This window comes from Rhizobium sp. 42MFCr.1 (assembly GCF_000377185.1).
Taxonomy (GTDB): Bacteria; Pseudomonadota; Alphaproteobacteria; order Rhizobiales; family Rhizobiaceae; genus Rhizobium; species Rhizobium altiplani.
Genome location: NZ_KB897826.1, coordinates 121,930 through 134,069 on the forward strand (window position 1 = coordinate 121,930; position 12,140 = coordinate 134,069).

Below are 12,140 nucleotides of genomic sequence, written 5' to 3' on the forward strand. Positions count from 1 at the left end.
ATGCAGACCAATTTCACCCCGGCCCAACTTGCCGACCCGCACGTTGCCGAATCCGAGAAGATCCTGCGCAAATGCGTGCATTGCGGCTTCTGCACCGCGACCTGTCCGACCTATGTCACGCTCGGCAATGAGCTCGATAGCCCCCGTGGGCGCATCTATCTGATCAAGGACATGCTGGAAAACGGGCGCCCGGCCGACGCCGAGGTCGTTACCCATATCGACCGCTGCCTCTCCTGTCTCGCCTGCGTAACGACCTGTCCCTCCGGTGTCGATTATATGCACCTCGTCGACCATGCGCGGGCGCACATCGAAAAGACCTACAAGCGTCCTTTCATGAACCGGCTCGTGCGCGCCATCCTTGCTGCTGTTCTGCCTTATCCCGATCGGTTTCGCCTCGCGATCAAGCTGTCGTCAGCGGGGCGGCCGTTCGCAGGTCTTTTAGCGCGCGCGCCCGCATTGAAGCCATTTGCCGCGATGCTGGCGCTGGCGCCGCGTCGCATTCCCCCCACCTCCGCCTATGCCGCGGCGGCAAGCCACCCGCCGGTCGGCGAGAAACGCGGTCGCGTCGCGATCTTGACTGGTTGCGCGCAGCCGGTTCTCGATCCCGGGATCAACGAGGCAACAATCAGGCTCCTGACACGGCTTGGTGTTGAAGTCGTCGTTCCCAAGGGAGAGGTTTGTTGCGGCTCGCTCGTCCACCACATGGGACGGGAAGAGCAGGCATTGGCGAGCGCACGTGCCAACGTCGATGTGTGGACGCGTGAACTCGAAGAAGGCGGGCTCGACGCAATCATCATTACCGCTTCCGGCTGCGGCACGACGATCAAGGACTATGGCCATATGCTGCGGCTGGATGCGGCCTATGCCGAAAAGGCGGCACGCGTTTCGTCCTTGGCGAAGGACATCACGGAATATCTCGCATCGCTCGAGCTCCCCGCGCAGATGCCGAAGGGCATCATCGTCGCCTATCACTCTGCCTGCTCGATGCAACACGGTCAGAAAATCACGATGGCGCCGAAGCAGCTGTTGAAGGCGGCCGGATTCAATGTCCGCGATCCTGCCGAAGGTCACCTCTGCTGTGGGTCGGCGGGTACCTACAACATCATGCAATCCGACATTTCCGATGCGCTCAAGACCCGCAAAGTCAAGAACCTCGAAGCAACGAAGCCGCGTGTGATCGCAACCGGAAATATCGGCTGCATGATGCAGATCGCGACAGGGACGGCGATTCCGATCGTTCACACGGTGCAATTGTTGGATTGGGCCTATGGCGGAGATATGCCGGAGAAACTAAAGGATCTGCCGCTGGCTTAGAGGTGCCGGATCGTCCGGTGGTCTCGAAAGCCCATGCATCGCATAGCCCTTGCGCTTGCGACCCCGCATCCGCGGTTTGAGATCGGCGACCGGTTGCCCGGCCGCCTAATTGCTTGGCTTAGCCGCCGAAAATCGTCCGCAGCACGTCGATGCCGCGATCTTCGAAGCTGATTTCGCCCTGCTTGTTGCCAGGGCCGACGACGATGACCTTCGTGCCGACGGGCGCACGATCGTAAAGATCGATCACATCCTTGTTCATCATGCGGATGCAGCCGGACGACATGTTGAGCCCAATCGACCACGGCTGGTTGGTGCCGTGGATGCGGAAGCTCGTATCGTTGCCGCCCTTGTAGAGATACATGGCGCGGGCGCCAAGGGGATTGTCCTCGCCGCCTTCCTGGAAGGTCGGGAGGATGTGGCCCTTCGCCGCCTCGCGAACACGCATCTCAGCCGGCGGCGTCCAGCCCGGCCATTCTGCCTTGCGGCCGATCTTCACCACGCCCGACCAGCCGAAGCCCTCGCGCCCGACGCCGATGCCATAGCGCGTCGCGCGGTCCTTGGTTTCGACGAGATACAGGAACTTGTGGTTGGTATCGATGATGATCGTGCCGGGTGCCTCGTTGGTGATGAGGTGCACGCGCTGGCGCTTGAACTGCGGCTTGACCGACTTCGGCGGTGCGGCGACCCGAACGACAGGCGCGCCATCGTGAGCGGGTGTAATCGGCTGCGCCGAGACCGATGCGGACATGGAAGTGACCAGAAGGCCGGTGGCCGCAAGAGCCGTCGCGAATTTCAGCATGGTTGATTCCCTCAAAGCAAAACCGGACCGAAGCTACCCTAACTTCGATCCAGTTCAAGATGTCGGCGCGGAATGAAACAGCTGCGATGTCTAATTGCAACTATTCTTGGCCGCGCGCCCGATATTCGGGAGCCTTTACATGACGATGACGCGGGTTCCAACCTTTACCCGCTCGTAAAGGTCAACGACATCCTCGTTGCGTAGCCGGATGCAGCCGGAGGAAACGGCGTTGCCGATCGTCCAGGGGGCGTTGGTACCGTGGATGCGGTAGAGCGTCGAACCGAGATACATGGCGCGCGCGCCAAGCGGATTCTCGGGACCGCCGTCCATGCGCGCCGGGAGATAGTGGCCCTTGGCGGCTTCGCGGCCAACCATTTCGGCTGGCGGCGTCCAGTCCGGCCATTCGGACTTGCGGGTAATCTTGTGCACGCCGGCCCATTCGAAGCCTGGCTTGCCGACGCCCACTCCGTAACGCCGCGCCTTGCCGCCCTCCATTACCAGGTAAAGGAAGCGGCTGTTGGTATCGATGACGATCGTGCCGGGCCGTTCCTTGGTGTCGTAGGTGACGATCTGCGGCAGAAATTGCGGCTCAAGCTGGCGGCGGACGACTGGGACGCCGGGATTGATGGCGGACACCGGTTGCGCCACGGCGGCCGGAGCGCGGCCGAAGACGCCGGATGTGAACAGACCGCGTTTCGGAAAGGCCGGTTGTCGGTAGACGACGGGACGAACCTTGCCGCCGAGCTGCATGACCCATGGGGCTGCAAGGTCCGGGCTTAGCACGACCGGCGGGCGCGTTGTATAACGGTCGTCGCCGAGCGCAGCGGTGGAAAAGACGCCGAGCATCGCTGCGGCGAGCAGAAGGGATTTCATCATCGGACGGACTCTCTACAAATGGCCGAAAATGCACGGACGGCAGCGGCCGCCTGCCGCCACGCTGCCACCGTTCCCGCCAGCGAATCGTAAATTTGAATTCATTCAAGTCCGAAGCGAGAGATAAACTTTTCGTCAGGGTTATCGTTCGGTTTGGAAAGAGAGTTTGCAAATGGTAAAGCCGGATTCGCAGCACGAAAGCGAAGCGGGATCATGAGCGATACGGGCATCATCATCGGCGAAGACGGCAAGAGCCGTTGTCACTGGCACGCCAACCTCCCGGATTACCTCAAGTATCACGACGAGGAATGGGGGCGGCCGGTAACGGATGACATCCGCCTCTTCGAGAAGATCTGCCTGGAGGGGTTCCAGTCCGGTCTCTCCTGGCTCACCATCCTGCGCAAGCGCGAGAATTTCCGCGCTGCCTTTGCCGGCTTCGACTTCGAGAAGGTTGCGCTCTTCGACGACAGCGATATCCAACGCTGCCTCGCCGATCCCGGCATCGTGCGCCATCGAGGCAAGATCGTCTCGACGATCAACAACGCCCGCCGTGCGATCGAACTGAGGCAGGAGTTCGGGTCGCTCGCCCGGTATTTCTGGAGCTTCGAGCCCGGTCATAACGATAGGCCAAAGGTGGTCGATCGTGCCACTGTCATGGCCAACCCGACAACGCCGACATCGGTTCTCATTTCCAAGAATCTGAAGAAGCGCGGCTGGACGTTTGTCGGCCCAACCACAGTTTATGCCTTCATGCAGGCAATGGGTCTCGTCAACGATCACATCGAAGGTTGCTTCTGCCGCGTCGAGGTAGAGGCGATGCGCAACGCGCTGGTGCGCCCATGAAGGCGCTCGCGGCAACCGTCGCATTCTGCCTGGTGGCATCCGTAGCGTTCGGCCAGTCACCGGAGCTGCAGCCCGGCGAGCGACTGGAGAAGCTGCAGTTTCCGGCTGCAACCATGGAGCTCAAGGGCTGGACGAAGCTCGGCAACGGGCGGGTTTACACACTTCCCGTCAAGGCTGGCCAGCATGTGAAGATCAGCTTTGCGACCAAGAGCAAGTTTGCCTTCCTTTCGATCTTCGATCTGGCAACGCCCGACGAGGAGGCGATCTTTGGTACCGATGAGGATGGCACCAGCTACACCGTCACGGTGAAGGACAACACCACCTGGCTGCTGCGGCCCTATTATTCCAAGGCGTCGCCGCGCCGCGGCCTGGGCGCGCCCTACAGCATTCTCGTCGAGCCGCAGGCAACAGCGCCGCAGCCCACGGCTCCGGCTGAACAGCAATCGCCGTCGCCACTTTTCCCTTCAAGGCAGTAATGAGGGGCTAGCCCAGGCCTTCGATCAACCTGCGCAGTTCTCCGAGATGTTCGATCTTGCGAAAGCGCGGTGCGTCCTTCGGTTCCTCGACATGCTCGACGACCCAGGTGAGTTCGTGCGGCACGAAGACGCCGTAGCTGCCGGCGGCAATCGCGGGGACAATGTCTGATTTCAGCGAGTTGCCGACCATCATCGCCCGTTCCGGGCCACCGCCGACCTTGGAGAAGATCCGCCGGTAGGTCACGGCGGTCTTGTCGGAGACGATCTCGACGGCGTGGAAGAAGTCGCCAAGCCCGGATTGCGCGAGCTTACGCTCCTGATCGAAAAGATCACCCTTGGTGATCATCACCAGCAGGTAGTTTTCCGAGAGCGCCGCCAAGGTCTCCTGCACATGCGGCATGGTCTCGACGGGGTGAGAAAGCAGGTCGCGGCCGGTGTCGAGGATATTGGCAATGACACTGGCGGGCACCTTGCCCTCGGTGACCTCGATCGCCGTCTCGATCATGGACAGCGTAAATCCCTTGATGCCGAAACCGTACTGCCGGAGATTGCGCTTCTCTGCCTCCAGCAAGCGCTCGGAAATTCTTGGACCATTTGCAAAATCGGCCAGCAATTCCGTGAAATGCGCCTCGGTAAGCCGATAGTATTGCTCGTTCTGCCAGAGCGTGTCGTCGGCATCGAAACCGATGGTCGTCAGCATGCGGGTCGTCATCGCCCATCTCCGAGTAATCTGGTTTGAATCTATTGAAAGATGGCCACGATACAAGAGCATCGCAAAGCCGTGAGGCGAGTACACGGCATGTTGAAGTGCCGCCGCCTCGCCTTACATCGATAGTGCCTTCCACGCGGCTGCATTCCGGCTGCTCCTGTCATGTGCAGGCCAACAACCAAAAAATGAACTCATCTGTCCGTAGGCAACCCTGCGGTCGTCACAAGGAAATTTTCGACCATGCGTTACAATCAACTTGGAAATACGGGACTATTCGTCTCGGAAATCTGCCTCGGTACGATGACATTCGGCGCCGCCGGCGAAAACAACCTTTGGGGCTCGATCGCCGACGTCGACCAGAAAGCCGCCGATGAAATCGTTGCGAAGTCGCTGGCATCGGGCGTCAACTTCATCGACACGGCCGACGTCTATTCCTTCGGCGAATCCGAAAAGCTGCTCGGCCAGGCCCTGAAGAACCTCAGCGTTCCCCGTAAGGACGTGGTCATCGCCACGAAAGTCTATAGCACCATGGGCGACAAGCCGAACGACCGCGGCGCCTCGCGTGGCCACATCATGGATTCGGTCGAGGCCAGTCTGAAGCGGTTGCAGACCGATCATATCGATCTTTACCAGATCCATGCCACCGATCCGGTCACGCCGATCGACGAGACGCTGCGAGCCCTGGACGATCTCGTATCCCGCGGTCTCGTGCGCTATGTGGGTGTCTCCAACTGGCAGGCGTGGCGCATCGCCAAAGCGCTCGGCATCTCGGAACGTCGCGGTCTTGCCCGGTTCGAGACGGTACAGGCGTACTATTCGATCGCCGGCCGCGATCTCGAGCGTGACATCGTGCCGATGATGCAGGAGGAAAAGCTTGGTCTAATGGTCTGGTCGCCGCTGGCGGGCGGTCTTCTCTCCGGCAAGTACGGGCCGGGAGCGCCGGGCAACGGGGAAGGACGCCGCGCCTCGTTCGACTTCCCGCCGGTCGACAAGGATCGCGCCTGGGCCTGCGTTGCCGTGATGCGCGAGATCGCCGCGAAACACGGCACAAGTGTCGCGACCGTCGCGCTTGCCTACATCCTGGCGAAACCTTTCGTGACGACTGTCATCATCGGCGCAAAACGCGTCGAGCAGCTCGACCAGAACCTGGCGGCCGTCAACCTGAAGCTCGATGTGGACGACCTGAAGAAGCTGGACGAGGTCAGCGAACTCGCGCCCGAATATCCGGGCTGGATGCTGGCCCGGCAGGGGGCAGCCCGACGGCCGGAACCTTTCGAACCGAAGGGCTGATCAAGGCCTTGTGAAGGCGGACGCCGGGGCTTCGTGCTCCGGCGTCCTTTGCGATTACTTGCCGTGAGCCTTCAGCCAGGCCTGCATATCGGCGATCTCAGTCTCCTGGGCCTTGATGACGGCTTCCGCGAGCTTGCGAATTTCCGGATCCTTGCCGTACTCCAGCTCGATTTTCGCCATGTCGATCGCACCTTGATGGTGCGGGATCATGCCGCGGACGAAGTCGACATCGGCGTCGCCGCTATACTTCATCGTCATGTCCTTGTGCATTTTAGCGTTCGCCTGCGCAAAGGCGTGGCTCGATGCGCCGTGGTCGCCCATTGGCTTGCTCATGTCCATTTTCATCTCCTCTGCGAAGACGGGTGCGGACGAGAGTGCGAGCGTGGCCGCTATGGCGAGAACTTTCAGAGACATGGGATTTCCTTCCTCTGGCTGATACTGGAATTCAATGCGCGGCCGAAGCCGCAGCGTTCATGAAGACCGTCAGACAAGCCGGGGAGGCGGCGCCAGCGGTGCTGGGCGGGCATCCTGCATGGCGTGAGCCGGTCCGGGCGCAGGATAGGAAAACATCTGCTTGCCGGTCGCGGCGATGACGCTCAATGGCGGAATGACCAGGCAGGCCGAACAGAAGGGCATGTGCACCATACCGGCGGCCGAACAAGGATCCTGCTGCGCCGGCGACGACTTGGCCTTCTCGCCCATATCCATGCCGGCCATATGCTGATGCTCGGCGCTGGGCGTCGCAGCGACCGGCTGCATGGACAGGCATGTCGGACAGCCAGCCCATGCGGACATGGTGCCGAAGGCAAACCAGCCGAAAACCATCGCTATGATTGCAAGAAACCGCATATCGTCAAAATAGGTGCAGCGCGCGAAGAAGCCAAGCCCGCTTTATACACTTTGGCGAGAGAAGCGTCGGCCGACGTGCGGAGGCTGGCGCTAGTACGCGGCAACGACCTGATGGACGATCTGATAGCCATTGCTCTCTTCGCCGAGTGGCGCCACGGGCCACTGCCAGTTGGCCCGAACCGATGACAGCGCCACGCCGTGCAGCAGATCAGTCTCGTCATGAACCTTCCCCTGTCGGTCTATCACGGCATAGGTAACATCGGTAACCAGGCATGTCTTGCAGGGCGCTGCCTCAAGCGCCGACCGGTGCGCCTCGATCAGTTGTGCGACGGTATCGGCGGGCATGGCGCCGGCCTGTTCCGCCTCGTAACGGCGTTGTGCGCCGCGACCGATCTGGGAGAGGAGATTGGCCGAGACGACGAAGTCGAGATACGGAACGCTTCTCAGGAACGCCAGCGGCTCTGGTTGTTTGCCCGTGGCAAGCTCGTCGTAGCCGGAGAGATCGCGCTCGATCAGCCGAACATTGCTGTAGCGCTTGAGCCGCAGCCAGAGGCGCACCGAGGCAAGATGCACGAGATCGACGAGGACGACAGTGTCAAAGGTCCTGGCTAATTCCTCAATCGGCACGTCGCGGAGCAGGCCCGAGCCCAAAACGACCGCCGCCCTCCTCTGCCGCAACTCCGCAATGGCACTTCTCACAGCGTTCCGGCTTCGCTCCTCGTGCTCCGCCCATTGCCGGCTGCAACGGCCGGCGCGGGACCAGAGATTGACGGAGTATCGGATGAACCGGCGATGCGCCTTCAATGTCATCGGAACGGTGGCAGCATAGAGAAGCGCCTCGGCAATCATCGTGTAGCTCCCGCCATTCGATCCATTCTCTCTCGTTCAATCGATTCTGTGTTCCTGATCAAGGGCCTTCGCCCTTGCCGCACCCGGCCCTTTCCGCTAGGTAACCGCCACTGTCACAGCGAGCGGAATACCTTGGAAATGAACGACAAGCAGAAGAAACCACAAAAGCTCAAGGCCAGACTTCCCCGCGGCTTCGTCGATCGTTCGGCAGCAGACATTCGCGCCGTCAACGAAATGACCGCGAAGATCCGGGAAGTCTACGAGCATTATGGTTTCGATCCTGTCGAAACGCCGCTCTTCGAATACACCGACGCGCTCGGCAAGTTCCTGCCGGATGCCGACCGGCCGAACGAGGGCGTCTTCTCGCTGCAGGACGACGACGAGCAGTGGATGTCCTTGCGCTACGACCTGACGGCGCCGCTCGCCCGTCATGTTGCCGAGAATTTCAACGAGATCCAGCTGCCGTACCGCACCTATCGCGCCGGCTATGTCTTCCGCAATGAGAAGCCGGGCCCCGGTCGCTTCCGCCAGTTCATGCAGTTCGACGCCGATACGGTCGGTGCGCCGGGCGTGCAGGCCGATGCGGAAATGTGCATGATGATGGCCGATACGCTGGAAGCCCTCGGCATCAAGCGCGGCGACTACGTGATCCGCGTCAACAACCGCAAAGTTCTCGACGGTGTTCTCGAAGCAATCGGTCTCGGCGGCGATGACAAGGCCGGCCAGCGCCTCAACGTGCTACGCGCCATCGACAAGCTCGACAAGTTCGGTCTCGAGGGCGTTGCTCTCCTGCTTGGTCCCGGCCGCAAAGACGAGTCTGGCGACTTCACCAAGGGTGCTGGTCTCGACCAGGGACAGATCGACAAGGTTCTCTTCTTCGTCGGGATCAAGGACTATACCGAAAGCGCTGGGCAGCTTGCCGAGCTGGTTGCCGGAACGTCCAAGGGTGCGGAAGGCGTCGAGGAGCTGAACTTCATCGGCGCATTGGTGCGAAGCGCCGGCTATCAGTCGGATCGCGTCAAGATCGACCCCTCGGTTGTTCGCGGCCTCGAATATTACACCGGCCCGGTTTACGAAGCCGAGCTCCTCTTCGACGTGACTAACGAGAAGGGCGAGAAGGTCGTCTTCGGTTCCGTCGGTGGCGGCGGTCGCTACGACGGTCTCGTGTCCCGCTTCATGGGCCAGCCCGTGCCGGCCACTGGCTTCTCGATTGGCGTCTCTCGTCTGATGACGGCGCTGAAGAACCTCGGAAAGCTCGGCCAGGCCGAGGTCATCGAGCCGGTTCTGGTCACTGTCATGGACGGCGATGTCGAGTCGATGGGCCGCTACCAGCACATGACGCAGGAATTGCGCAAGGCTGGCATCCGCGCCGAGATGTTCCAGGGCAACTGGAAGAAGTTCGGCAATCAGCTGAAATACGCCGACCGCCGCGGCTGCCCCGTCGCCATTATCCAGGGCGGTGACGAGCGGGCGCAGGGCGTCGTGCAGATCAAGGACCTGATCGAAGGCAAGCGCCTGTCCGGCGAGATCGAGGACAACGCCAGCTGGCGCGAAGCGCGCGTCGCACAGGAGACAGTTGCCGAAGGCGACCTCGTCGCCAAGGTGAAGGAAATTCTGGCGGCGCAGGCCGAAGACCGCAACAGGGCGGGCTGAGATGGCCCTGATCAACCTGCCGGACTTCTCCGGCGAGCTCCTCTCAGAGTTTGCGGCGCGAAAGACGGAGCGGGTAGATACGCCCGTCATCCAGCCGGCCGAACCATTTCTTGACATCGCCGGCGAGGATCTTCGCCGGCGCATTTTCATGACCGAAAGCGAGACGGGCGCCAGCCTTTGCCTGCGGCCGGAGTTCACGATCCCCGTCTGCCTGCGCCACATCGAGAGCGCGACCGGCACGCCGAAGCGCTATTCCTATCTCGGCGAAGTTTTCCGCCAGCGGCGTGAAGGCGGCAACGAGTTCTATCAAGCCGGGATCGAGGATCTTGGCGACATCAATATTGCCGCTGCCGACGCGCGTGCGATCGGCGATGCGATCGGCGTGCTGGAGCGCGTCGTTCCCGGCAAGCGTCTTGCGGTGACACTCGGCGATCAGGCTGTCTTCGAAGCAGTGGTGCAGGCGCTTGGCCTGCCGCTCGGCTGGCAGAAGCGCCTGATCCATGCCTTCGGCAACATGAGCCAGCTCGAAGCTCTGCTGGCAAGCCTCGTCAGCCCTCAGTTCATAACTGGATTGAGTGACGAGATGGCACATCTGATTGCCGCCGACGATGAAGCAGCACTTGTTGCACACATAGATGCGACGATGCAGGCGACGGGCTATTCGACGAATGCCAGCCGTTCGCCGCTCGAAATCGCGCGCCGTCTGAAGGAAAAGCTGATCCTCTCCAAAACGCGCCTCGATGATGCGGCCTTCCGCGTGCTGGAAGAATTCCTGTCGCTGAACGTACCGCTGATCAATGCTTCGGCGGCCTTGGCCGGTTTTGCCGATGCCGCGGGCCTCAAGCTCGGCAACGCGCTGGCGCGTTTCGACGGCCGCGTGGCCGCTCTGGCCAATGCCGGCGTCGATTTGGCGCTGATCGATTACCGCGCAGCCTTCGGGCGTCCGCTGGATTACTACACCGGCCTGGTTTTCGAGATCGGCGTCCAGGGCACGTCGGCGGTTCTCGCCGGTGGGGGCCGTTTCGATCGCCTGATGACCTTCCTGGGCGCCAAGGAACGCATTCCCGCCGTCGGCTTCTCGCTCTGGCTGGATCGCATCGAAGCCGAGAGGGCCGTATGATGACGATTACCATCGCATTGCCCTCCAAGGGCCGGATGAAGGACGATGCCTCGGCGATCTTCGAACGCGCCGGGATCAGGATCACCGCTGTCGGCAACGATCGCTCCTATCGCGGACGCGTCGAAGGTTGGGACGACGTCGAAGTTGCCTTCCTTTCCGCCTCCGAGATTTCCCGTGAACTTGGCAGCGGCACCGTCGATTTCGGTGTCACCGGCGAAGACCTTGTCCGCGAGGGCCTGGCGGAGGCGGACAAGCGTGTCGAGATCTGCGCGCGTCTCGGATTCGGCCATGCCGATGTCGTGGTTGCCGTTCCTGAAATCTGGCTCGACGTCGACACTATGGCCGATCTCGGCGATGTTGCTTCCGACTTTCGCGCCCGTCACGGCCGGCGCCTGGCGATTGCCACGAAATACTGGCGGCTGACGCAGCAATTCTTCTCCAGCCAGCACGGCATCCAGCTCTACCGGATCGTCGAAAGCCTTGGGGCAACGGAAGGGGCGCCTGCCTCGGGATCGGCCGATATCATCGTCGACATCACCTCGACTGGTTCGACTCTTCGCGCGAACAACCTGAAGATCTTGTCCGACGGCGTCATCCTTCGCTCCCAGGCCTGCTTCGTCAGGGCACGCAAGGAAAGCCACGCGAACGACCCGACCGTTCAGCGGCTGATCGACGCCGTTCGCTCGGCACTCTGACCATCGCCAAATCAACACACGAAAAGACCCGCCGTCTGGTGACGGCGGGTTTTTCATGCTTGGGAGGATGCTTGATCGCTTAGGCGACTGCGTAGGCGCCGCGGCGTGCGTCGAGCGAGTAGAGGCCCGGGCCGACAATGGCGAGGAAGATGTAAGCGCCGGCCAGCGTGAAGTTCTTCATGACCATGATCTGGTTCAGGGCGTTGATCCAGCCGAGAGCGGCAGCCGGGAAATCCGGAACGTTGACCGTCGGCAGGTGGAAGACGACAGCGGTGAAGATACAAAAGGCGGCGAGCAGCCAGCCGACGGTCTTCGTCTGGTAGCCGACGAGAACCGCGAGGCCAGTTACAAATTCAAAGGCGCCTGCGAGATAGGTCAGGGCAGTCGACGCCGGAAGACCAGCACCGGCGATCATGCCAGCGGTTCCAGCCGGATCGGTCAGCTTGCCGAAGCCGGCAAGGATGAACATGAACGACAAGAGGACGCGAGCGACAAGAATGACAATATTGTTGGTATTCGACATGAACGTTGTCTCCGTTGAATGGCGTTTGAGGTTGTTGTGCCCCGGCACGGTTGCAACCTCGGATGCCACTTTGTCGCCTTTTTTTGCTGTTGTGGAAAGATAGACGGAAAGGGACACTTCGTTCTCTATTATTGAACGACCGATCTT

The 12,140-nt window shown here is 61.3% G+C and carries 14 protein-coding genes; 7 read left to right on the top strand and 7 right to left on the bottom strand.

The window, feature by feature from the left end:
- Positions 1 to 1,314 carry a glycolate oxidase subunit GlcF gene (gene glcF / locus C934_RS0111660; RefSeq protein WP_018856903.1) on the top strand — a complete coding sequence of 438 codons (1,314 nt, stop codon included), beginning with the start codon at positions 1 to 3 and terminating at the stop codon, positions 1,312 to 1,314.
- Positions 1,315 to 1,432: 118 nt separating this feature from the next.
- On the opposite strand, the gene C934_RS0111665 is transcribed toward glcF, so the two are convergent.
- Entirely contained in the window at positions 1,433 to 2,113 is a 681-nt protein-coding gene (locus tag C934_RS0111665; protein ID WP_018856904.1) for a L,D-transpeptidase, read from the bottom strand.
- 135 nt (positions 2,114 to 2,248) lie between these two features.
- Complete coding sequence (locus C934_RS0111670; protein ID WP_018856905.1) at positions 2,249 to 2,989, bottom strand: L,D-transpeptidase; 741 nt, start codon at positions 2,987 to 2,989, stop codon at positions 2,249 to 2,251.
- A gap of 210 nt (positions 2,990 to 3,199) precedes the next feature.
- On the opposite strand from C934_RS0111670, the gene C934_RS0111675 reads away from it, so the two are divergent.
- Positions 3,200 to 3,829, top strand: a complete 630-nt coding sequence (locus C934_RS0111675) for a DNA-3-methyladenine glycosylase I (protein WP_018116680.1) — start codon at positions 3,200 to 3,202, stop codon at positions 3,827 to 3,829.
- A complete protein-coding gene (locus C934_RS0111680) occupies positions 3,826 to 4,305 on the top strand; it encodes a hypothetical protein (protein WP_018856906.1) in 480 nt (159 codons plus the stop codon). Before C934_RS0111675 ends, C934_RS0111680 begins: the two co-directional genes overlap by 4 nt.
- A 7-nt stretch (positions 4,306 to 4,312) precedes the next feature.
- Here C934_RS0111680 and C934_RS0111685 read toward each other — a convergent pair whose 3' ends face one another.
- Positions 4,313 to 5,017, bottom strand: a complete 705-nt coding sequence (locus C934_RS0111685; RefSeq protein WP_018856907.1) for an HAD family hydrolase — start codon at positions 5,015 to 5,017, stop codon at positions 4,313 to 4,315.
- A 237-nt stretch (positions 5,018 to 5,254) separates the two neighbouring features.
- Between C934_RS0111685 and C934_RS0111690 the strand changes: the two genes are divergently transcribed.
- Positions 5,255 to 6,304 carry an aldo/keto reductase gene (locus C934_RS0111690; RefSeq protein ID WP_018116677.1) on the top strand — a complete coding sequence of 350 codons (1,050 nt, stop codon included), beginning with the start codon at positions 5,255 to 5,257 and terminating at the stop codon, positions 6,302 to 6,304.
- A 54-nt stretch (positions 6,305 to 6,358) separates the two neighbouring features.
- On the opposite strand, the gene copM is transcribed toward C934_RS0111690, so the two are convergent.
- The 3 genes from copM to C934_RS0111705 form a co-directional block, all read right to left on the bottom strand.
- On the bottom strand, positions 6,359 to 6,718 hold the full coding sequence (gene copM / locus C934_RS0111695) for a CopM family metallochaperone (protein WP_018856908.1): 360 nt from the start codon (positions 6,716 to 6,718) through the stop codon (positions 6,359 to 6,361).
- 69 nt (positions 6,719 to 6,787) lie between these two features.
- Positions 6,788 to 7,153, bottom strand: coding sequence for a hypothetical protein (locus C934_RS0111700; protein WP_026371751.1), 366 nt, complete (start codon positions 7,151 to 7,153; stop codon positions 6,788 to 6,790).
- A gap of 90 nt (positions 7,154 to 7,243) precedes the next feature.
- Positions 7,244 to 8,002, bottom strand: coding sequence for a hypothetical protein (locus tag C934_RS0111705; protein WP_018856910.1), 759 nt, complete (start codon positions 8,000 to 8,002; stop codon positions 7,244 to 7,246).
- Between the two features lie 138 nt (positions 8,003 to 8,140).
- Here C934_RS0111705 and hisS point away from each other — a divergent pair, with 138 nt between their 5' ends.
- Genes hisS through hisG form a run of 3 tightly spaced genes read left to right on the top strand, consistent with a single transcriptional unit; the run spans position 8,141 to position 11,470 of the window.
- Positions 8,141 to 9,655, top strand: coding sequence for a histidine--tRNA ligase (gene hisS / locus C934_RS0111710; RefSeq protein ID WP_018856911.1), 1,515 nt, complete (start codon positions 8,141 to 8,143; stop codon positions 9,653 to 9,655).
- A gap of 1 nt (position 9,656) precedes the next feature.
- On the top strand, positions 9,657 to 10,775 hold the full coding sequence (locus tag C934_RS0111715) for an ATP phosphoribosyltransferase regulatory subunit (RefSeq protein WP_018856912.1): 1,119 nt from the start codon (positions 9,657 to 9,659) through the stop codon (positions 10,773 to 10,775).
- Positions 10,775 to 11,470, top strand: coding sequence for an ATP phosphoribosyltransferase (gene hisG, locus C934_RS0111720; protein WP_026371752.1), 696 nt, complete (start codon positions 10,775 to 10,777; stop codon positions 11,468 to 11,470). The genes C934_RS0111715 and hisG overlap by 1 nt, the downstream gene beginning before the upstream one ends.
- Positions 11,471 to 11,549: 79 nt before the next feature.
- Here hisG and C934_RS0111725 read toward each other — a convergent pair whose 3' ends face one another.
- Positions 11,550 to 11,993, bottom strand: coding sequence for a DoxX family protein (locus tag C934_RS0111725; RefSeq protein ID WP_026371753.1), 444 nt, complete (start codon positions 11,991 to 11,993; stop codon positions 11,550 to 11,552).
- Positions 11,994 to 12,140: the final 147 nt, after the last annotated feature.